This is a genomic window from Duganella qianjiadongensis, from assembly GCF_009857915.1.
GTDB classification, from domain to species: domain Bacteria; phylum Pseudomonadota; class Gammaproteobacteria; order Burkholderiales; family Burkholderiaceae_D; genus Rugamonas; species Rugamonas qianjiadongensis.
Genome location: NZ_WWCM01000014.1, coordinates 63,750 through 85,804 on the forward strand (window position 1 = coordinate 63,750; position 22,055 = coordinate 85,804).

Below are 22,055 nucleotides of genomic sequence, written 5' to 3' on the forward strand. Positions count from 1 at the left end.
CCCACTCCATTCTGGCTCATCCTAACTGCTATGAACGCTCCTGTTTCCGCCGCACCCGCTCCTACCGATACCAGCCCGCTGGGCACTGTTATGGCTCTGGCAGTTCAGGGCGCGCTGACCATCAGCGACCTGTTCGGCGCCACCGCCGTGCTCGCCGATAGCGGACAGGTACCCGCCGCCATCGCCCTGTACCGCGCCTGGATCGCCCACACGCCTTCGCCGCTGACCTACGCCGCGCGCTTCAATCTGGCGGTGGTGCTGTCCAACAGCGGCAACGATGCGGATGCCGAATCGGAACTGCGTCAGGCCATCGCGCAGAATCCCGATTTCGTCGAAGGCCGGCTCAATCTCGGCACCCTGCTCGAGCGCATCAACCGTCCCGATGATGCGCTGGCCATGTGGAACAGCATCCTGACCGAGGTCAAGCCCGACATCAAGACCAACCCTGCGCTGTACGTGCAGACCCTGAACAATCTGGGCCGATTGCTGGAAATCCGCAAACGCTATCCGGAAGCAGAAGCCATGCTGGCGCAGAGCCTGCGCGTTGACGCCCAGCAGAGCAATGTCATGACGCACTGGGTGCATCTGCGCCAGAAGCAGTGCAAATGGCCCGTCTACAGCGGCCTCGAACACATCTCGCAAGCCACCATGATGGACGGCACCTCGGCGCTGGCCATGCTCAGTGCTTCGGCCGATCCGGCCCAGCAGCTTGCGGCCGCGCGCCGTTTCGTGCACGAGAAAGTCAATGCCGCCGTGGCCCCGCTGACGGGCGCCCATGGTTATGGCCACAGCCGCCTGCGCATCGGCTATCTGTCCTCGGACTTCTGCTCGCACGCCGTCTCCATCCTCACGGCCGAACTGTACGAGCTGCATGACCGCAGCAAATTCGAAGTGTATGCCTTCAGCTGGAGCCGCGAAGACGGTTCGCCTATCCGCGCCCGCGTGGTGAAGGCCATGGACCACTACATCCGCATCGACGGCATGAGCGACGAACAGGCGGCGCGCACCATCCGCGCCCATGAAATCGATCTGCTGGTGGACCTGCACGGTCTGACGCTGGGCGCCCGCCCGAATATTCTGGCCTACCGTCCGGCCCCGGTGCAGCTGACCTATCTGGGCTTCCCCGGCAGCACCGGCCTGCCCGGCGTCGATTACGTGATCGCCGACGAATTCCTGATCACGCCGGAAATGACCGAATACTTCACCGAGAAACCGCTGTATCTGCCGGATACCTTCCAGATCAATGACCGCCAGCGCCTGATCGGCAACAAGCCCAGCCGCGCCAGCGTCAGCCTGCCGGAAGACGCGTTTGTATTCTGCTCGTTCAACAACAACTTCAAATTCACGCCGGAGCTGTTCGCCGTCTGGATGAACATCCTGCGCCGCGTGCCGGACAGTGTGCTGTGGCTGGTGGCCGACTATCCCGAAGTGCGCGAGAACCTGTGGAACTACGCCGAGCAGGCCGGCATTGCACGCGAACGCATCATTTTCGCCAGCCGCGCCGTACCGGCCGAATATCTGGCGCGCTACCAGCTGGCCGACCTGTTCCTCGACACCTTCCCGTTCAACGCCGGCACCACCGCCAGCGACGCCCTGTGGGCCGGCCTGCCGCTGCTCACCTGCGCCGGCCAGACCTTCTCCTCGCGCATGGCCGGCAGCCTGCTGCGCGCGGTCGATCTGCCCCAGCTGATTACCCACAGCTTCGCCGAATACGAGGAACGCGCCGTGCAGCTGGCGGCCGACCGCGCCGGCATCGCCGCCATGAAGCAGCAGCTGATCACCAACCGCCTGACCTGCGCCCTGTTCGACAGCCCGCGCTTCGTGCGCAATCTGGAAGCGGCGCTGCAGAAAGTGGCCAAACCGGCCGCCCCGCGGCTGGCCGCGCCGGCCGTCAAAGTGACGGCCAGCGCAGCGCAGCCGGTGGAAACCGTGCCTATCGTGACGGTGTCCTACAACTCGCCCGACCTGATCGAAGCGCTGCTGCGCACCCTGCGCAACCATTACCAGAACCGCGTCTACGTGATCGACGGCTCGAATCCCGATGTGGCGGAAAAAATCCGCGCCATCACGGACAGCCATGCGAACGTGGAATTCATCCCGTTCGGCTACAACATCCACCACGGTCCCGGCCTGTCGTGGGCCATCAACAATCTGGACCTGCACGGCCAGGTGCTGTTCCTCGATTCGGATGTGGAAATCATCAACGCCGGCTTCCTCGAATCGATGCAGAGCTACCTCAAGCCGGGCATGTTCGGCGTGGGCGGCATCCAGCTGGTCAACGAACAGGGCTACGACCGTCCGGACGACGGCCCGATCCGCTACCTGCATCCGGCCTGCATGCTGACCAATATCGAAGTGGTGCGCCAGTGGCCGCTGCCGATCAAGCACGGCGCGCCGCTGATCCAGACCATGCTGGCCCTGCACCGCGCAGGCGATGCTGCGGCCCACCTGATCGGCAATATCGACTGGGTGCGCAATGACTTCAGCAAGACCCCGCAGCGCATCTACATCAAGCACGACTGGCAGGGCACGGTCATCCGCACCGGCGGCTACCACTACGATCTGCCTAGCGCCAGCCAGGGCATCAACAACGATCTGCTGGCCTTCGTACCGCAGACGGCGCAGAAGCTGGTGGAACTGGGCTGCCACGACGGCGGCTTTGCCAAGGCCTACCGCCAGCGCAACCCGATCTGCAACTACACGGGCATAGAAAAAGCGCTGGCACCGGCGCGCGCCGCCCGCCCCCATTGCGACTTCGTGTTCGATCAGGATATCGAGCTGGCCACGCCGCAATTGTGGTCGCATGTGGCGGGCGCCGATTGCTGGATACTGGGCGAAGCGCTGGAAGAGCTGCGCGATCCATGGAGCGTGTTGGCCAAAATCCGCGCCTGCATCGCCCCCGGCGGCACGCTGGTGATCGCCGTGCGCAACAGCCAGCACTGGAGCCTGCAGGCCCGCCTTAACGCCGGCGACGTGCGCTACGAGAAAACCGGCCAGCTGCCGCGCTCGCAGCTGCACTGGTTCTCGCGCGGCTCGACCCTGGCCCTGCTGCAGGAGACGGGCTTCCAGGTCAGCGGCGGCAGCGCGCGCATACCGGACGAACCGGCACGCGAAAAATACCTGCCGGCGATCCGCCTGATGGCCGAAGCCAGCGGCATCGATCCGACGGCTGCGGTGGAGGACGCGCTGCCGCTGATGTACATCGTGACGGCGGTTGCCGTTTAAGTTGAAGCGCGCAGTCCGGCGCTTTTTAATGTAGCCCTACGATCATTATGACCTACCCTAAAGTCAGCATCGTCATTCCGTCCTACAAGGCGATCCACTTCGAAGCCTGCCTGCGTTCGGCTATCGGCCAGAGCTATCTGAACACCGAAATTCTGGTCAGCGACAACTGCCCGACGGAAGAAATCCGCGACATCTGCGCGCGCTTCCCCGGCGTGATCTACCAGCGCAATTCCGTCACCCGCGAAGACAATGTGCTGTCCTCGCTGTACTCGGGCAAAGGGGTGTACATCAAGCCCCTGTTCGATGACGACATCCTGCACCCGTTCTGCATCGAGCGCATGGTGGCGGCCATGCAGATGGATAGCAATACCCGGCTGGTGTTCTCGGCCACGCAGGTGATCAACTCGGACAACCAGCGCACCGAAACCCGCCGTCCGTATGAAGCCAGCGGCAACATCAGTGCGCGCGACATGCAGCGCTCGATGGCGCTGGGCATGCGCAACTTCGTCGGCGAATTCACCAGCATCATGTTCCGCCGCGAGACGCTGTGGAACATCGGCTGGAAAGACCTGTTCCGCCTCGGTACCCATGACTTCACGCGAGGCCTGTCCGATCTGGTGTCCTACATCAATCTGGCCAAGGGCGGCAATGCCTTCTACATCGACGAAGAGCTCAGCTACTTCCGCCACGACCAGCGCCTGCAGTCGAATTCCAATCCGGCCTCCAACCCCCATTTCGGTAACTGTTTTTCCGACTATATCGATCTGCTGGTGGTATCGCATCAGGACGACATCATCAGCCGCGCCGAACTGCTGGCCATGGACCAGCAGGTGGCCGTCATCACCGTCCAGCTGGGCAATGTGTTCCCGCAGATGGGGCAGGCACGCCAGCGCTACCTCGATTACTGCGCCGCCCTGCCGGCCGATGCCGCCTGAAAGCTGCCATGAGCCAGATGGAGCAATGCCGTTTGATCGATCTGCCGCCGCACCACGACGTGCGCGGCAATCTGTCCGTGATCGAAGGCGGCATCCACATTCCGTTCGATATCCAGCGGGTGTATTACCTGTATGACGTGCCCGGTGGTTCGGCCCGCGCCGGCCATGGCCATATCGAACTGCAGCAGCTGTTCGTCGCCATGTCGGGCAGTTTCGACGTGATCGTCGACGACGGCTACGAGCGCAAAAAATTCCAGCTCAACCGCTCCTACTATGGCCTGTATGTGCCGCGCATGATGTGGCGCGAAGTGGAGAATTTCTCTTCCGGCGCCGTCTGCGTGGTGCTGGCCTCGACCCGCTACGATCCGCACGATTACTTCCACGACTACGACGAGTTTGCCGCCGCGGCGCGCCGCCAGAACGCTGCGCCCCCTGTGGCATAATCGCGACACCGCAATGACTGACGCCAGCACGACACCGCGCACCATGGATACGCCCACTACGCCCACCGCACTCGATACCCTGCTCGCGCAGGTAGTCGCCCAGCCGGTACTGTTTGCCGCCCGCCCTACCCGGCTGGCGCTGCAGGGGCTGGAACTGGCGCCGCCGGTGCGCTGCACGCTGCGCGTCAACGTCTGGCGCAATCACGCCATCGAAAACCTGCTCAGTCTGGCGGCGCCGTATTTCGCCTTTGCCGGCATCGCCACCGATTTCCGCCTTGGCCATTACGACGACAGCCTGCAGTTCGCCCAGCACCAGAGCGCCGATGTCGAGCTGCTGTGGCTCGACAGCGAGCGCTATCTGGGCCAGCAAAGCACCGGCGCGTGGGCCGGCTGGCTGCTGCAACGGGTGCAGGCCCTGCGCGCGCGCAGCGCCGCGCCCATCGTGCTGGCCAGCTGGATCGCCGAGGCCGACGCCAGCGTGCTGCAACAGGTAGCCGATGCCTGCCCTGCCACCTATTTTGCCGATCTGGGCGCCCTGTGCGCGCAGGCCGGCGTAGCCCTGACCGACCGCCGCACGGCGGCTGTTGCCGGCACCCCGCTGGCCAACGCCGCCCAGCCGCTGATCGCGCGCAAGCTGGCCTGCCACTGGCTGGCCGGCGCTGCGCTGCCGCCTATCAAGGCCGTGGTGCTCGATCTCGACCACACCCTGCATGCGGGCGTGCTGGGCGAAGACGGGGTCGATGGCGTCAGCATCAGCGCCGGTCACGCGCAATTGCAGCGCATGCTGTCCGGCCTGCGCCAGCGCGGCATCTTTCTGGCGCTGGCCTCGCGCAACGAGCGCCATGATGTGGAAGCCCTGTTTGCCCAGCGCAGCGACTATCCGCTGCGCTGGAGCGATTTCTCCGCCACCGAAGTATCGTGGCAGCCGAAAGCCCAGACCATCGCGCAGATCGCCCACAGCCTGCGCATCAGTCCTGATGCCATGCTGTTCGTCGACGATAACGCCGGTGAGCTGAGCAGCGTGCGCAGCGCCCTGCCGCAGCTGCACGTGCTGCATGCCGACACGGCGGCCGAACTGACCGAACGCGCCATCGAGTTCTATCCGGGCCTGTGGCGCTGGCGCATCGACAGCGACGACGCCAAGCGCGTGCAGGATCTGCAGGCCAATGCCGAACGCGCCGCCCTGCAGGCCAGCGCGGCCGACAGCGGCAGCTATTTCAGCAGCCTGCAGGTGGAACTCGGCTACGCGCTGGACCCGAGCGAACAGCTGGCGCGCGCTGCCGCGCTGTGCCAGAAAACCAATCAGTTCAATCTGGCGCTGCGGCGCTTCGGCGAAGCCGAACTGGCGCAGTATTTCAGCGCCAGCAACGCCTGCGTGGCCATGGTCAGCATGCGCGACCGGCTGGCCGATAGCGGCAATATCGCCATCATCGTGGCCGAACGCAGCGCCGATGTGCTGCGCGTGGAAGAACTATGCATCAGCTGCCGCGCCATGGGGCGCGGTCTGGAAGACACCGTGGTGATGGGCGCACTGGCCGCCATGCCCGTATTCGAGGGCTGCAGCGAAGTAGCCTTCGTGGTGCGCCATGGCCCGCGCAATGGCCCGGCGCTGGAATGGCTGGCCGCCCTGCTGGGCAGCAGCACGCCGCCCGAAGGCGAGCAGCGCATCAGCGCCGCGCGTATCCGCGCCTTCCAGCCTGACCCACATCTGACCCTTACCTATCACAGGACACCGCAATGAATCAGACCCAAATCGAAGCGACCGTACTGGCCGTCATCGCCACCGTGCTGAAACGTCCGCTGCCGCATGGCGCTGCGACCGACCGCCACAACACGGTGGAATGGGATTCGCTCAAGCACGTGGAAATCATGTTTGCGCTGGAAGACGAACTGGCCACCGAATTCAGCGAAGACGAGCTGGCCCAGCTCGACAGCGTGGCCAGCATCGTTGCCGTCGTGGCGGGCCGCCATGCGGCATGATCTCGTCATCGAGGGCTACGGCTACCGCCTGCGTCCGGTCGGTGATCAGGACGCCGCACTGGTGGTGGCCCTGCGCAGCAATCCGGAACTGAACCGCTTTCTGCACGCCAGCTCGGCCAGCATCGACGACCAGCTGGCATGGCTGGCGCAGTACTACCAGCGCGCCGGCGACTACTACTTCGTACTGGAGCGTACGGATAACGGCCAGGCCGAAGGCGTGATCGCCGTGTACGACATCGACGCGGCCAGCGCCAGCGGCGAATGGGGCCGCTGGATATTGCAGCCCGGCTCGATGGCAGCGGTGGAAAGTGCGCGCCTGATCTACCAGTGCGCCTTCGAACATCTGCACATGCAGGCTGTGTACTGCCGCACCGTGGCCGACAATGCCAAGGTGGTGTCCTTCCATGATTCCTGCGGCATCAGCACGCGGCGCACCCTGGCGGCCCACTTCACGCTGGGCGGCAAGGCCTACGATGCGGTGGAACACCGCGTCAGCGCAGCCGAATGGCCGGAGCTGAACCAGCGTCTGAGCAAATTGAGCCAGATGATGCAGAGACGGCGCAAGCATGGATAATCCGCCAGCACTGCCCGCGCTGCCGCAGGGCTACGAGTTCCATCACATCGGCTACGCCTGTGCCGATATCGAGCGCGAGCGGCTGCAGTTCGCTGCGCTCGGCTATCAGGTTGAAGGCCAGCGTTTCAGCGACACCACCCAGGGTATCGCCGGCTATTTCCTTAGCGGTGCCGGCCCGCGCCTGGAACTGCTGGAAAACCTGCCCGGCTCGGATACCCTGACGCCGTGGCTGAATGCCGGCATCAGGATGTACCACTTCGCCTACTGGGTGGACGATATCGACGCGGCGCTGGCATGGGCCCGTGGAGCGCGCGGCAAAGTGATGGTACAGCCGGTGCCGGCCAGCGCCTTCGGCGGCCGCCGCATCGCTTTTGTCATGTTCCGCAACGGGATGATGCTGGAGTTTATCGAACGGGAGTGCCAGCAGCCATGAGCCAGATGGAGCAATGCCGCTTGATCGACCTGCCGCCGCACCACGACGTGCGCGGTAACCTGTCCGTCATCGAAGGGGGCATCCACATCCCGTTCGATATCAAACGGGTGTATTACCTGTACGACGTACCTGGCGGTTCGGCCCGCGCCGGTCACGGCCACATCGAACTGCAGCAGCTGTTCGTCGCCATGTCGGGCAGCTTCGACGTGATCGTCGATGACGGCTACGAGCGCAAGAAATTCCAGCTCAACCGCTCCTACTATGGCCTGTATGTCCCACGCATGATGTGGCGCGAAGTGGAGAACTTCTCTTCCGGCGCCGTGTGCGTGGTACTGGCCTCCACCCTGTACGACAAACAGGATTATTTCCACGACTACGACGAGTTCAAGGCCGCAGCCCAACGTCACCAGTCCGCAACCTGAAAGCCATTGCCATGAGCATTCCCTTCCTCGATCTGAAAGCCGTCAATCAGGCCCACGCGGCCGAACTGGAAGCCGCCTTCAAGCGCGTGCTCGATTCCGGCTGGTACATCCTCGGCAACGAAACGTCGCAGTTCGAAGCAGCTTTCGCCAGCTACTGCGGCGCGGATCAGGCGATCGGCGTGGCCAACGGCCTCGATGCCATCTTCCTCGCCCTGAAAGCGGCCGGCATCGGCCCCGGTGACGAAGTGATCGTACCGTCGAATACCTTTATCGCTACCTGGCTGGCGGTCAGCCACTGCGGCGCCACGCCGGTGCCGGTGGAACCGGTGGAAGCCACCTACAACCTCGATCCGGCCCGCATCGCCGCCGCCATTACGCCGCGCACCAGGGCCATCGTGCCGGTGCACCTGTATGGCCAGCCGGCCGATATGGCCCCTATCATGGCGCTGGCGGCCCAGCACAAGCTGTTCGTCGTGGAAGACGCCGCGCAGGCGCACGGCGCGCGCTACCATGGCCGCCGCACGGGCCAGCTGGGCCACGCTGCCGCCTTCAGTTTCTACCCCGGTAAAAACCTCGGCGCACTCGGCGACGGCGGCGCCGTCACCACCAGCGACGCGGCACTGGCCGAACGCATCCGCACTTTCCGCAACTACGGCTCCAAGGTCAAGTACTACAACGACGTGCCGGGCTATAACTCGCGCCTGGACGAACTGCAATCGGCCCTGCTGGCCGTCAAGCTGCCCCATCTCGACGCCGGCAATGCCCAGCGCCGCGCCATCGCCGCCGTGTACGCGCGCGAACTGGCCGGCATACCCGGCCTGACGCTGCCGCAAGTGCCTGACTGGGCCGAGCCGGTCTGGCACCTGTACGTGGTGCGCCACGCGCAGCGCGATAGGCTGGCCAAGGCGCTGGCCGAGCGTGGCATAGGCACCATCGTGCACTATCCCGTGGCGCCCCATCTGCAGCCGGCCTATGCGGAACTGGGCTACAAGGAAGGCGACTTCCCGCTGGCCGAAGCCATCCACCGCGAAGTCCTGAGCCTGCCGATAGGCCCGACCATGACGCTGGAACAGGCGGCCGAAGTAGCTGCCGCCATCCGCCAGATACTGGCTGCCTGAAGCTGCACCTGAGCCGTTTTACTCTACTGAGCCGCCATGAAAAAATTCATCATCTTTGCCGCCGCCTACAACGAAAAATCGGGCGGCGCCATCGTCAGCCACCGCCTGTGCCATCTGCTCAACGAGGCGGGGCGCGACGCCTATCTGCTGCCGCTGTTCTACAGCCACGAAGCCACTATCCTGAACATCGGCGAAGTGGCCGCGCGCATCCAGATGGAAACCCATAACCTGCTGCACTCCACCTTCCCGCTCAATCCCCACTTCAACACCAAGGTGTATCGCGACAATCTGCAGGCGCTAGCGGGCAATGATGATTACATCGTGATCTACCCGGAGATCATTTCCGGCAATCCCCTGCGCGCCAAGAATGTGGTGCGCTGGTTCCTGCACAATCCCGGCTATCACACCGGCCATGTAGCCTATTCGCCCGGCGAGCTGTATTTCCGCCACTCGCTGATCTCCAAGGAATTCCATATGACCGGCTCGCGCATGTCCGAGCACATGCTGGAGGTGCTGTATTGCCCGACCGAGATCTATAATCTGGACAACGCGGCGACCGAGCGCAGCGGAACCGCCTATCTGTTCCGCGAAGGGCGCAACCGGCCGATAGTCCATGATCTGGAAAACTCCATCTGCCTGAATCGCGATTACTCCCACGCGCAAATCGCCGAGATATTCAAACGCGTCAAGACCTTTATCTGTTATGACCCCCGCACCATGTTCTCGGATCTTGCCGTGCTATGCGGCTGCGAATCGGTGGTGGTGCCCGAGGAGGGAGTGAGTGAAGATCAGTGGCGTCCGGAACCGGAAAGCCGCAGCGGGATAGCCTATGGTTTCGATAAACTGCCACAGGCGCGCGCCACCGCCCATCTTCTGCGCGACTTCCTGATTGCCAAACAGGATAAATCCAAAGTGGCAGTACAGCACATGCTGGAAGAAACCGACGCCTTCTTCCCCTGAACTGCGCCCTAGAAATGGCTAAGGTCGAGCACCACGCCGGCCGAAGCCAGCAAGGCCTGGCGCGCTAGCCGGGTCGGCATATTCGGCGCCGGATGGCGGCGGTACAGCTGCAGCATCACCGGCACCACATTCTCGTTGCGCGAATTCCCGCGCCGCATATTCTCCGGCGCCGTGGCGGCGCTCTTGTGGATCACCACCGTGTCGGTGGCCACATGCACCAGACTGCGTCCGGCCATGGCAGCGAGCAGGAAATCCCAGTCTTCGTAGATAATCAGCTCGGTGTCGTTGTGCAGGCCGGCCAGCACATCGCGCCGGTAGGCCACGCAACTATTCGGTATGCGATTGCGCACATACACGCTGTCAAACGTCACGTCGGCGATGGACAGCGACTGGCAGTCCAGCTGCTGCGGCGGCGACACGGTACGGTCTTCCTGCTGCACCTGAAAATCGCAGAACAGCAGTTCCGGCCTATCCTGCTGCAAACGCTGCCTGAGCGCCGCCAGATGGCCGGGGCGGAAGGTATCGTCATCGTCGAGGAAGATGCAGTAGTCGCCATCGGCTACCGCCATGCCCATATCGCGGCTGATGGCGGGGCCGGGCTGGCCGCTGCGTATCATGAACACGAAACGGCCATCGAGCGCCGCCAGTTCCGGATACGGCGGCAGATAGGATGCAGAATCCGATACCACCACCACGCGGAAGTCCTGACAGGTCTGGTCGATCAGCGATTGCAGCGTGCGCTTGAGCAGCAGTGGCCGGTCATGGGTAGCGATGATGATGGTAAATAGCACCTTGATTACTCCGTCGTCGGGTCAGGGTTCGCGCATCGATTCGTCGAGCGCCTTGGTCAGTGGCCACAGCAGATAGGACATCACCGTGCGCTGGCCCACCAGTATCTCCGCTGTCAGCGTCATGCCGGGCAGCAGGCGCGAACCGGGCGTCATCTTGCGCAGCGCCGATTTGCCATACGGGATGCGGGCCAGATAGTAGGCATCGAGGCCCTGTCCGGACGCCGCCTGATCGCGCTTGAACGAATCCGAACTGATGGTGCGTACCGTGCCATCGAGCATGCCGTGTTCCTGGAAGTTGAATGCATCGACTTTCAGCTGTACCTTGTCGCCCGGCTTGATGTAGCCGATATCGAGCGAATCGATCTGCACTTCCGCTTCCATTTCGGCGCCCAGCGGCACCAGCGTGAACAGCGGCTCCGCTTCGCGGACGATGGAACCGACCGACAGCTTGGCGATTTCCAGCACGATGCCATCCGCCGGCGCCACGATCTGCACCATGCGGCGGCGCTTGTCGGCCTTGGTCAGCTGTTCGTTGATGCCATCGCGGTCGCGGCTGGCGCTAAGCAGGTCTTCCATGGCTTTCTGGCGCCAGCTCTTGTCGAAGGCAGCCAGCTCGGACTGGGCGGCAGCCAGCTCGCGCTGCATTTCCAGCGAACGGTTCTTCTGCAGCATCATGTCGCGCTCGACTTCGAGGCGGCGGTCACGCGCTTCCAGCAGGTGCATCTTGGCGCCGAACTGTTCCGACACCAGCTGCTCCTGCATGGCTTCCACTTCGCGCAGCGATTTCACCCGCTGTGCCAGAATCTGCTGATCGCGCTGATTGGTCTCCAGACCGGCCTGCAGACGCGCGATGTTCTGCTCCATTTTGCTCTTCTGCGCAGCGAAGTTGGCCTTGCGCTCATTGGCCAGCTGGGCTTGCAGCAGGCTGTCGGCACTGCTGCCGGCACCGGTGCTGGGCCCGGCCTTGCCGGCCAGTTCGGCGCGCAGGCTGTCGGCCTGGGTATCGAGGCTCTGCAGACGGCTGCGCAGCTGCGCTTCGTCGGCCTGGGTAAAAGTCGGGTCCAGCATGGCCAGCACTTCGCCCTTGTGCACCACCTGCCCCACGCGCACATCGATGCGCTGGATGATGGAAGTATCAAGCGGCTGCACCACGATGTTCGGCAGGGGGTTGACCAGCTTGCCCTTGGCCGTCACCACTTTCGGTACATGCGACAGGCAGGCCCACAGGATGAAGCAGCCGAATGCCGCCAGCAGCACGTGCAGCGTAATGCGCACGGAACGGGGCAGCGGTCCCCGCTCGATGGCATCGGCATCGGGCAGGAATTCGATCTCGGTTTCGTCCTTGTGACGGCGCGAGCCTTTTACAGGTGACTGGTTTGCTGGTTCCATAGGTGCTGGTAAGTTTCGCTACGTGTAAGCAGTTCGGCATGGCGGCCACTGTCCATCAGGCGGCCCTGATGCATGACCATGATCTTGTCGGCATTCACCAGCGTCGACAGACGGTGGGAAATCATGATCACGGTACGGCCCACCGCGATCCGGCTCAGGTTATGGATGAAGATAGCTTCGCTTTCCGGATCGAGCGCGCTGGCCGCTTCGTCCAGAATCAGGATACGCGGCTTGGCCACCAGGGTACGGGCAATCGACAGACGCTGCTTCTGGCCACCTGACAGATTGGAGGCATTTTCCTCCAGCAGGGTGTCATAACCCATGGGCATGCGCTCGATGAATTCGCTGGCACCGGCTGCTTCGGCAGCGGCCACCAGTTCCTCGAAGCTGGCGTCGGGCTTGGCGGCGGAAAGGTTCTCGCGCACCGTGCCGCGGAACAGGAAGTTCTCCTGCAATACCACGCCGATCTGGCGGCGCAGGTGCGACAGTTCGATTTCACGGGCATCGATGCCGTCGAAACGGACTATGCCTTCCTGCACGTTGTACAGGCCCTGTATCAGCTTGGTCAGCGTGGTTTTACCGGAGCCGGAACGGCCCACGATGCCCACCACCGTGCCTTTTTCGATGCTGAAGCTGGCTTTATTGAGCGCCATCGCCTGTGCACCGGGATAGCGGAAGGTGACATCGTCGAAGCGGATATCGCCCTGCAGCACGGGGCGCAGGCCGTTGGCGCCGGCGCGACCTTCCGGTGCACGGTTCATCACTTCGCCCAGCATGCGTACCGACAGTGCGGTTTCCTGATATTCGTTGACCAGACCGACGATGGAAATCAAAGGGCCCGTAACGCGGCCGGACAGCATCTGGAAGGCGATCAGGGCGCCCACCGACAGGGTCTGGTCGAATACGTCCTGTGCGCCCAGCACGATCAGGGTGACGGGCATCAGCTTGCCGAGGAAATCGGTGACGGCATTGCCGGCAATCGAGATACGGCCGACGCGGAAATGCATATTGATGGCTTCTGCCGAACGCTGGTCCCAGATGCGGCGCTGGCCCGGTTCGATCGCCAGCGCTTTCACCGTGCGCATGCCGTGGATGGTTTCCACCAGCATGGCCTGACGCTGGCCTTCGGCCGCATACAGCGCGTTGAGGCGGCGCTGGAAGGTCGGCACCATGGCCATCACCACCCCGCCGATCAGCAGGGCAAAGGCCAGCACGATCAGCGCCAGCTTGAAGGAATAGGCAAACAGGATGGGGATGAACACCAGCAGCGAGATCAGATCGAGCGCGGTGAAGAACAACCGGCCCGTGAGGAAGCTGCGGATTTTTTCCAGCTGCTGCATATGACGCGTCACCACGCCGGCGCTGGTAGTCTCGAAGAAGTCGATCGGCAGCGACAGCAGGTGGCTGAAGGTACGCCGGGTCAGCCGCATGTCGATCTTGTTACTGGCGGCCAGCGTCAGGGTCTGGCGCAGGAAACCGAACGAGGCATCGAACAGCAGCGCCATCACGATGCCCACGGCCAGCACCGTCAGCGTGGTAATGCTCTGGTGCGTCAGCACCTTGTCGATCACCAGCTGGAAGAAGATGGGCGACGCCATGGCCAGAAACTGCATGGCCACGGCAGCGATGAAAATGTCGCGGAAGGCCGAGCGCTGCTGGAGAATCTCGGGGATGAACCAGCGCAGGCCGAACGGCTGGTTAGGGTCGCTCAGCTTGTGGTGGCGTTTGACGAACAGCACGGCGCCATCCCACTGGGCGCTGAAATCGCTGCGGCTGATCAGCTCCACGGCGGCATTCGGCGCCACCGGATTGAGCACGGCAACCTGATCTTCCCCGCCGTTCTCCGCTGGTTTGGCGCCCACTACGATCACCATGTGGCCGTTGCGCAGGCGCGCCATCAGGGGGAACACGCCGGTCTGCGCCATCAGGCGCGACCATGTCAGGGTGTCGGTCTTGGCTTTCAGGCCGATCTCGGAAGCGATGCGCAGCAGCACGCCGTCGCCGGGCTCTTCGGCCCGCAGCGCGTAGTCGTCGATCAGCCGTTCCGGATTGATCTGCAAGCCGTGGTGCTGGGCTATCGCCGTCAGGCACTGGATCGCGGTATGTGGATATTTATCGTGCATATTCTTGCGAGCGGGCCGCTGGTGCGTGCCCATCCCTGTTGATGATCCTGAGTCGGTTAGCCAGCATCAACCCGAGACGCAAGCTGGCTCAGGGATTCTAACCCAGCCAGACCTCGGCGGGCGCGTTAAATCATGCTTTACAGCACTGGAACAGAGGGTGAAAGGCGGCCCTATTCGACACTTGCCAGTGGCATCCGGACACGCTGCCATGCGGCTTGCAGGGCAGCGGCGGCCAATTGCCGGCGAAAAAAAACGGCAAGACCGCAGTCTTGCCGTTCTCAGCCAGTCCGGCCGCAGCCGGACTAGTCCGTGGTCTTACTTGGCCACCAGTATGCCGTGGCTGGCCGTGCTCTGCAGCGCTTTCAGGCGCAGCGTCTCGTCGCTGGTGCTGGCGGCGGTGCTGGCCGTCAGCTGGGCTGCCGAGTAGTCCTTCAGGGCACCGGCCAGAGCCGCTGCACCGGAAGCGACACCGGAACCCGGCACTTCCAGCTTGGCCGTGCTGCCAGCCGCCGTGGCCGCATTGTCGAAGCTGGACAATGCCTGACTCAGGTTGCTGACCGCTGCACTCAGGCTGGCTGCCGGAGCGACCGCGCTCATCTGGAACCACACGTCGGCTGCCGCATGGCTGCTGCCGTCGCTGGTTTCGAAGGTCGAGGTCAGACCGACGATGTTGCCGTTGTTGTAGGACACATCCTGTTTGGCGTTCAGGTCCAGCTTGGTGATGCCCAGCTGGTCGAGCGACTTCAGTTCGTCGGCCTGGCTGACACCGTCGGCGTTGCCATCGACCCAGACTTTGAGCTGGGCGAAGGCGCTGTCCTTGGCATCGACCACACCGTCGTGGTTGGTGTCGAGTTCGGCCAGTGCTTCGTAGCCGGTCTGGGCTTTCTGACCATTGGCCAGCGTGGTGCCCGAACCGAACAGTTCGCTACCGTCGTTGATCACACCGTCGCCGTTGCGATCCAGAGCCAGCAGGCCGTCACCGCCGCCTACCCAGCCCGTGGCTGCCTTGTTACCGGTAGCCAGCAGGTCGAACTGTACGCCGGCAGCCAGGTTCAGGGTGTTGATGCCGTTGCCGTTCAGGTCCAGCACGATAGGCGTACCCAGCGGCGAGGACAGTGCAGCAATCTGTGCCGTGGTCAGGCCCGGTACCTGCGAGCTGTTGATCGCGCACACCTGGGCGCTGGTCAGCGCGTGGACCTGGTCGGTGCTCAGCTTGCTGATCTGGTCGGTGCTCAGGCCCGCCATGGCGCCGGTGCGCAGGGCCACCAGATCCTGGGTTTCCAGAGCGACCAGCTGGTCCGTCGTCAGGGCTTTTACCTGTGCGCTGCTCAGTGCCGCTACCTGACCGCTGGACAGGCTGACGATCTGGTTGGTGGTCAGAGCGCCGATCTGCAGGGTTTTCAGCGAAGCCACCGCCGCCGTTTTCAGTACAGCGAACTGATCGGTACCCAGTGCGGCCAGCGCATCGGTCGACAGTGCCGCCACCTGGCCCGAGGTCAGCGCGGCTGCCTGAGTGGTGGTGATGGCTGCCGACTGGCTGGTGCTCAGGGCATTGGCCAGGTTGGCCGTGCTCAGGGCCACGATCTGGCTGGTGCCCAGACTGCTCAGCTGGCCAGTGGTCAGCGCGGCCAGCTGGCTCGATTTGAGCGCAGCGATGGTGCTGGTTTTCAGTGCGGCCAGATCATCCGTTTCGATTGCTGCGACGTTATCGGTCGACAGCACGCCGAACTGGGCAGTGCTCAGCACGTACAGCTGGGCCGAGGACAGCGCCACGATCTGCTTGGTGGTCAGGCCATCGGACAGATTAGCCGTGCTCAGGGCCGCTACCTGTGCCGTGGTCATGGCCGTGATCTGATCCGTGCTGAAGGCATTCAGCTGGGCCGAACGCAGGCCGTTCAGGGCCGACGTTTTCAGTGCTGCCAGATCGGCCGTTTCCAGCGCGACCACCGAGTCGGTACCCAGAGCATTGATCTGGCTGCTGGTCAGGGACGCAGCCTGGATGGTGCTCAGGGCCACGATCTGGTTGGTGGTCAGGGCTGCCACATGCTTGGTCTGCAGGGCGGCGATCACCGACGTTTTCAGCGCCACCACATCGTCGGTCACCAGCGCAGCGAGGTTATCGGTGCTCAGGGCTACCGCCTGCGTCGAGCTCAGCACGGCAGCCTGGGCCGTGGTCAGCGCCACCGTCTGGTCGCTGGTCAGGGAGGCCATGCTGGCGGTGCTCAGCGCCGTTACCTGACCGGTACCCAGATTCGACAACTGGTTGGTGGTCAGCGCGGCCAACTGCACCGTTTTCAGCGCAGCGATCACGCTGGTTTTCAGACTGGACAAATCAGCCGTTTCGATGGCGGCTACGTTATCCGTGCCCAGTGCAGCGAACTGCAGCGTGCTCAGGACGCCCAGTTGTGCCGAACTCATGGCCACGATCTGGTTGGTGGTCAGCGCATTGGCGATATTGGCCGTGCTCAGGGCAGCAACATGGCTGGTTTTCAGTGCCGTGATCTGGTCGGTGGTCAGGGCCGTCACTTCGGCCGAGGTCATGGCACCGAAGGCACTGGTTTTCAGCGCGCCGATGTCATCGGTTTCGATGGCGACGACGGAGTCACTGCCCATGGCCACCACTTGCGCGCTGCTCAGCGCACCGATCTGGTTGCTGCTCAATGCCACTACCTGCTTGGTGGTCAGCGCAACCGCCTGCTTGGTGGACAGACCAGCGATGGTCGAAGTCTTCATTGCGGCGATGTCATCGGTTTCCAGCGCCACGATGCTATCGGTGGTCAGCGCAATCGCTTGCGACGACGTCAGCACAGAAGCCTGATCGGTCGACAGGGCCACCACTTGATCGGTGGTCAGCTGGGCCATGTTGGCGGTGGTAATCGCCAGCACCTGGCCGGTGGTCAGGTTGGACAGCTGGTTGGTGGTCAGCGCGGCCAGCTGGGCAGTTTTCAGCGCAGCGATGATGCCGGTACGCAGACCCACCACGTCAGCCGTTTCGATGGCGGCGATATTGTCGGTCGACAGCGCGCCGAACTGCAGCGTGCTCAGCGCACCGAACTGGTTCGAGCTCATCGCCACGATCTGGTTGGTGGTCAGGGCGTTGGCGATGTTAGCCGTGCTCAGTGCTGCAACCTGGCCGGTTTTCAGGGCCGTGATCTGATCAGTGGTCAGAGCCGTCACTTCGGCCGAGGTCATGGCGCCGAAGGCATTGGTTTTCAGTGCGCCGATATCATCGGTTTCGATGGCGACGACAGAATCGCTGCCCATGGCCACTACTTGTGCGCTATTGAGCGCAGCAATCTGGCCGCTGCTCAGTGCCACCACCTGCTTGGTGGTCAACGCGGCTGCCTGTTTGGTCGACAGACCGGCAATGGTCGAGGTCTTCAGCGCCGCGATATCGTCGGTTTCCATCGCAGCGACGTTGTCCGTGCTCAGGGCCACGATCTGGCTCGAGGTCAGCACGCCAGCCTGGGTGGTGGACAGCGCCACCACCTGATCGCTGGTCAGCGCGGACATGTTCAGCGTGGTGATCGCCAGTACCTGGCCGGTGGTCAGGTTGGACAGCTGATTGGTGGTCAGTGCGGCCAGCTGGGCCGTTTTCAGCGAAGCGATGATGGAAGTCCGCAGACCCACCACATCTTCCGTTTCGATGGCGGCGATGGAATCGGTCGCCAGCGCAGCGAACTGCTGGGTGTTGAAGGCGCCGAACTGGTTCGAGCTCATCGCCACGATCTGCTTGGTGGTCAGGGCGTTGGCAATATTGGCCGTGCTCAGCGCAGCCACTTGCGAAGTTTTCAGCGCAGTGATCTGGTCGGTCGTCAGGGCCGTCACTTCAGCCGAGGTCATGGCGGCCACAGCGCTGGTTTTCAGTGCGCCGATGTCGTCGGTTTCGATCGCCACGACGGAATCGCTGCCCATGGCGATGACCTGGGCGCTGGTCAGCGCGCCGATCTGGTTGCTGCCCAGTGCCACCACCTGCTTGGTGGTCAGCGCCGCAGCCTGCTTGGTCGACATGCCGGCGATGGCCGAAGTTTTCAGCACGGCGATATCGTCGGTTTCCAGCGCCACCACACCATCCGTGCTCAGAGCCACGAACTGCGAGGAAGTCAGCACGCTGGCCTGATCGGTCGACAGGGCCACCACCTGATCGGTGGTCAGCTGGGCGATATTGGCGGTAGTAATCGCCAGTACCTGACCGGTAGTCAGGTTGGACAGCTGGTTGGTGGTCAGCGCGGCCAGCTGGGCGGTTTTCAGCGCAGCGATGATGGCCGTGCGCAGGCCCACCACATCCGCCGTCTCGATGGCGGCGATGTTATCGGTCGACAGCGCGCCGAACTGCAGCGTGCTCAGGGCGCCGAACTGGTTCGAGCTCATTGCCACGATCTGGTTGGTGCTCAGCGCATTGGCGATGTTGGCCGTGCTCAGTGCAGCGATCTGGCCGGTTTTCAACGCAGTGATCTGGTCGGTGGTCAGGGCATTGACTTCCGCCGAGGTCATGGCGCCGAAGGCATTGGTTTTCAGTGCGCCGATATCATCGGTTTCGATGGCGACGACGGAATCGCTGCCCATGGCGATCACTTGCGCGCTGGTCAGCGCTGCAATCTGGTTGCTGCCCAGTGCCACCACCTGCTTGGTGGTCAGCGCAGCAGCCTGCTTGGTGGACATGCCGGCGATGGCCGAAGTCTTCAGCACGGCGATGTCATCGGTTTCCAGTGCCACGATGCCATCCGTGCTCAGGGCCACGAACTGCGAAGAAGTCAGCACGCTGGCCTGATCGGTCGACAGGGCCACCACCTGATCGGTAGTCAGCTGGGCCATGTTGGCGGTGGTAATTGCCAGCACCTGGCCGGTGGTCAGGTTGGACAGCTGGTTGGTGGTCAGTGCAGCCAGCTGGGCCGTTTTCAGCGAGGCAATGATGGCCGTACGCAGACCCACCACATCGGCCGTTTCGATGGCGGCGATGGAGTCGGTCGAGAGCGCACCGAACTGCAGCGTGCTCAGGGCGCCGAACTGGTTCGAGCTCATCGCTACGATCTGGTGGGTGGTCAGCGCATTGGCGAGGTTGGAGGTGCTCAGCGCAGCGATCTGGCCCGTTTTCAGGGCAGTGATCTGGTCGGTGGTCAGGGCATTGACTTCGGCCGAAGTCATGGCAGCCACGGCGCTGGTTTTCAGTGCGCCGATGTCGTCAGTTTCGATCGCCACCACGGAATCGCTACCCATGGCAATCACTTGTCCGCTGGTCAGCGCAGCAATCTGGTTGCTGCCCAGTGCCACCACCTGCTTGGTGGTCAGCGCAGCGGCCTGCTTGGTGGACATACCGGCGATGGCCGAAGTTTTCAGGACGGCGATGTCATCGGTTTCCAGTGCCACGATGCTGTCGGTGCTGAATGCCACGAACTGCGAGGAGGTCAGCACGCTGGCCTGATCGGTCGACAGCGCCACCACCTGATCGGTAGTCAGCTGGGCCATGTTGGCCGTGGTAATTGCCAGCACCTGGCCGGTGGTCAGGTTGGACAGCTGGTTAGTGGTCAGGGCGGCCAGCTGGGCGGTTTTCAGCGCAGCGATGATGGCAGTGCGCAGACCCACGACATCGGCCGTCTCGATGGCGGCGATATTGTCGGTCGACAGCGCGCCGAACTGCAGCGTGCTCAGGGCGCCGAACTGGTTCGAACTCATCGCCACGATCTGGTTGGTGGTCAGCGCCTGGGCGATGTTGGCGGTGCTCAGGGCGGCGATCTGGGCCGTTTTCAGGGCACTAATCTGGTCAGTGGTCAGGGCCGTCACTTCGGCCGAGGTCATGGCATTGAAGGCGCTGGTTTTCAGCGAACCGATATCGTCGGTTTCGATCGCTACAACCGAATCGCTGCCCATGGCCACTACCTGAGCACTGTTCAGCGCAGCAACCTGGTTGCTGCCCAGCGCGACGATCTGTTTGGTGGTCAGCGCAACTGCCTGCTTGGTCGACAAACCGGCAATGGTGGAGGTTTTCAGCGCGGCGATATCATCGGTTTCCAGCGCCGCCGTGTTGTCCGTGCTCAGGGCCACGATCTGGCTCGAGGTCAGTACCGACGCTTGCGCGGTGGTCAGTGCTACCACCTGATCGCTGGTGAGCTGGCCCATATTGGCGGTGGTGATCGCCAGAATCTGGTTGTTGCTCAGGTTGGAGAACTGGTTGGTCGTCAGGGCGGCCAGTTGGGCAGTCTTCAGCGCAGCGATGATGCTGGTGCGCAGGCTGACCAGATCGTCCGTCTCGATGGCGGCGACGTTGTCGGTCGACAGCGCGCCGAACTGCAGCGTGCTCAGGGCGCCGAACTGGTTCGAGCTCAGGGCCACTACCTGATTGGTGGTCAGCGCCTGCGAAATATTGGCCGTGCTCAGCGCAGCAATCTGGCCGGTTTTCAGTGCGGTAATCTGGTTGGTGGTGATGGCCGTGACTTCGGCCGAGGTCATGGCGCTGAAGGCATTGGTCTTCAGTGCGCCGATATCATCGGTTTCCATGGCGACGATCGAATCGCTGCCCATGGCGATGACCTGCGCGCTCGACAGCGCGGCTACCTGACCGCTGCTCAGGGCCACCACCTGATTGGTGGTCAGCGCCTGCGCCTGTTTGGTCGACATGCCGGCAATGGTGGCCGTCTTCAGCGCGGCGATATCGTCGGTTTCCATGGCCGCCAGATTATCCGTGCTCAGCGCTACCAGCTGGGTCGAGGTCAGCACCGAAGCCTGCGCCGTAGTCAGTGCCACGGCCTGATCGCTGGTCAGGGCGCCCATGCTGGCCGTGCTGAGCGCGGCGATCTGGGCCGTGCCCATGTTGGAGAGCTGGTTGGTGGTCAGTGCTGCCACCTGCGCAGTTTTCAGCGCAGCGATGATGCCCGTTTTCAGGGCAGCGACGTCCACCGTTTCGATGGCCGCAATATTATCCGTGCTCAGGACAGCAAACTGGCTGGAGCTCAGCGTAGCCAGCTGGGTCGAGGTCATGGCGACCACCTGCTCCGTGGTCAGGCCCGAAGCCAGCATTTTGGTGCTCAGCGCGGCCACCTGACCGGTGGTCAGATTGGAAGCCTGATCAGTGGTCAGCGCAGCCATCTGCTGCGTGCTCAGGGCATTGATGACGGCCGTTTTCAGGGCCACCAGATCGGTCGTTTCGATTGCGGCAATGCCGTCGGTCGACAGCGCAACAATCTGCCGGCTCGACAGTGCTGCCGCCTGACCCGTGGTCAGTGCTACCACCTGATTGGTGGTCAGCGCGCCCATCTGCAGCGTGGTCAGGCCTGCAACGGTGGAGGTCTTGAGGGCTGCAAAATCATCGGTTTCCAGCGCCACCAGCGAATCGGTGGACATGGCCGCCACTTGCGAGGAGCTCAGTATCGCTACCTGCGTGGTGGAGAACGCTACCACCTGATTGGTGGTCAGGCCCTGCCCCAGTTCGCGCGTGGTGAGCACCTGCATGTGCGCGGTGCCGAACGCCCCGATCTGATCGGTCGTAAAGGCCGCAAACTGGGCGGAACTAAGCGCGGCAACGTCGGCCGTGGCCAGAAGGCTGATTGCATCCGTCGACAGTGCTGCAATCTGGTCCGTGGACATGCTGGTTACGATAGACATTGCCATTCTCCTTGGGGTCCTGCCGTATCGTTACGGGCGGGAACGAGTGCCGGGGTGGTTTTA

The 22,055-nt window shown here is 63.2% G+C and carries 14 protein-coding genes; 10 read left to right on the plus strand and 4 right to left on the minus strand.

The window, feature by feature from the left end:
• The first annotated feature begins 30 nt into the window (after window positions 1-30).
• From GTP27_RS17970 to GTP27_RS18015, 10 genes are read left to right on the plus strand one after another with little or no spacing between them, the layout of a single operon-like run.
• Window positions 31-3,225, plus strand: a complete 3,195-nt coding sequence (locus tag GTP27_RS17970) for an O-linked N-acetylglucosamine transferase family protein (RefSeq protein ID WP_161040535.1) — start codon at window positions 31-33, stop codon at window positions 3,223-3,225.
• A gap of 47 nt (window positions 3,226-3,272) precedes the next feature.
• Complete coding sequence (locus GTP27_RS17975; RefSeq protein WP_161040536.1) at window positions 3,273-4,160, plus strand: glycosyltransferase family 2 protein; 888 nt, start codon at window positions 3,273-3,275, stop codon at window positions 4,158-4,160.
• Between the two features lie 17 nt (window positions 4,161-4,177).
• Window positions 4,178-4,603 (plus strand): sugar 3,4-ketoisomerase, encoded by a 426-nt coding sequence (locus tag GTP27_RS17980; protein WP_202416917.1) that lies wholly within the window; start codon window positions 4,178-4,180, stop codon window positions 4,601-4,603.
• A 13-nt stretch (window positions 4,604-4,616) separates the two neighbouring features.
• Window positions 4,617-6,344, plus strand: a complete 1,728-nt coding sequence (locus tag GTP27_RS17985) for an HAD-IIIC family phosphatase (RefSeq protein ID WP_202416908.1) — start codon at window positions 4,617-4,619, stop codon at window positions 6,342-6,344.
• Window positions 6,341-6,583 carry an acyl carrier protein gene (locus tag GTP27_RS17990; protein WP_161040538.1) on the plus strand — a complete coding sequence of 81 codons (243 nt, stop codon included), beginning with the start codon at window positions 6,341-6,343 and terminating at the stop codon, window positions 6,581-6,583. Before GTP27_RS17985 ends, GTP27_RS17990 begins: the two co-directional genes overlap by 4 nt.
• A complete protein-coding gene (locus tag GTP27_RS17995; RefSeq protein WP_161040539.1) occupies window positions 6,573-7,157 on the plus strand; it encodes a GNAT family N-acetyltransferase in 585 nt (194 codons plus the stop codon). The genes GTP27_RS17990 and GTP27_RS17995 overlap by 11 nt, the downstream gene beginning before the upstream one ends.
• Window positions 7,150-7,590, plus strand: a complete 441-nt coding sequence (locus GTP27_RS18000; protein WP_161040540.1) for a VOC family protein — start codon at window positions 7,150-7,152, stop codon at window positions 7,588-7,590. Before GTP27_RS17995 ends, GTP27_RS18000 begins: the two co-directional genes overlap by 8 nt.
• Before the next feature lie 5 nt (window positions 7,591-7,595).
• Window positions 7,596-8,012, plus strand: a complete 417-nt coding sequence (locus GTP27_RS18005) for a sugar 3,4-ketoisomerase (RefSeq protein WP_202416918.1) — start codon at window positions 7,596-7,598, stop codon at window positions 8,010-8,012.
• 11 nt (window positions 8,013-8,023) lie between these two features.
• Window positions 8,024-9,130 (plus strand): DegT/DnrJ/EryC1/StrS family aminotransferase, encoded by a 1,107-nt coding sequence (locus GTP27_RS18010; RefSeq protein WP_161040542.1) that lies wholly within the window; start codon window positions 8,024-8,026, stop codon window positions 9,128-9,130.
• A 36-nt stretch (window positions 9,131-9,166) separates the two neighbouring features.
• Complete coding sequence (locus tag GTP27_RS18015) at window positions 9,167-10,090, plus strand: WavQ (protein ID WP_161040543.1); 924 nt, start codon at window positions 9,167-9,169, stop codon at window positions 10,088-10,090.
• A gap of 8 nt (window positions 10,091-10,098) precedes the next feature.
• Here the strand turns inward: GTP27_RS18015 and GTP27_RS18020 are convergent, their stop codons facing one another.
• The 4 genes from GTP27_RS18020 to GTP27_RS23665 form a co-directional block, all read right to left on the minus strand.
• A complete protein-coding gene (locus GTP27_RS18020; protein WP_161040544.1) occupies window positions 10,099-10,881 on the minus strand; it encodes a glycosyltransferase family 2 protein in 783 nt (260 codons plus the stop codon).
• A 21-nt stretch (window positions 10,882-10,902) separates the two neighbouring features.
• On the minus strand, window positions 10,903-12,270 hold the full coding sequence (locus tag GTP27_RS18025) for an HlyD family type I secretion periplasmic adaptor subunit (RefSeq protein ID WP_161040545.1): 1,368 nt from the start codon (window positions 12,268-12,270) through the stop codon (window positions 10,903-10,905).
• Window positions 12,243-14,393: a peptidase domain-containing ABC transporter gene (locus GTP27_RS18030; RefSeq protein WP_161040546.1), complete on the minus strand. Its 2,151-nt coding sequence runs from the start codon at window positions 14,391-14,393 to the stop codon at window positions 12,243-12,245. The genes GTP27_RS18025 and GTP27_RS18030 overlap by 28 nt, the downstream gene beginning before the upstream one ends.
• A gap of 315 nt (window positions 14,394-14,708) precedes the next feature.
• Window positions 14,709-21,992 carry an SPM autocatalytic domain-containing protein gene (locus tag GTP27_RS23665; protein ID WP_229634154.1) on the minus strand — a complete coding sequence of 2,428 codons (7,284 nt, stop codon included), beginning with the start codon at window positions 21,990-21,992 and terminating at the stop codon, window positions 14,709-14,711.
• Window positions 21,993-22,055 lie beyond the last annotated feature (63 nt).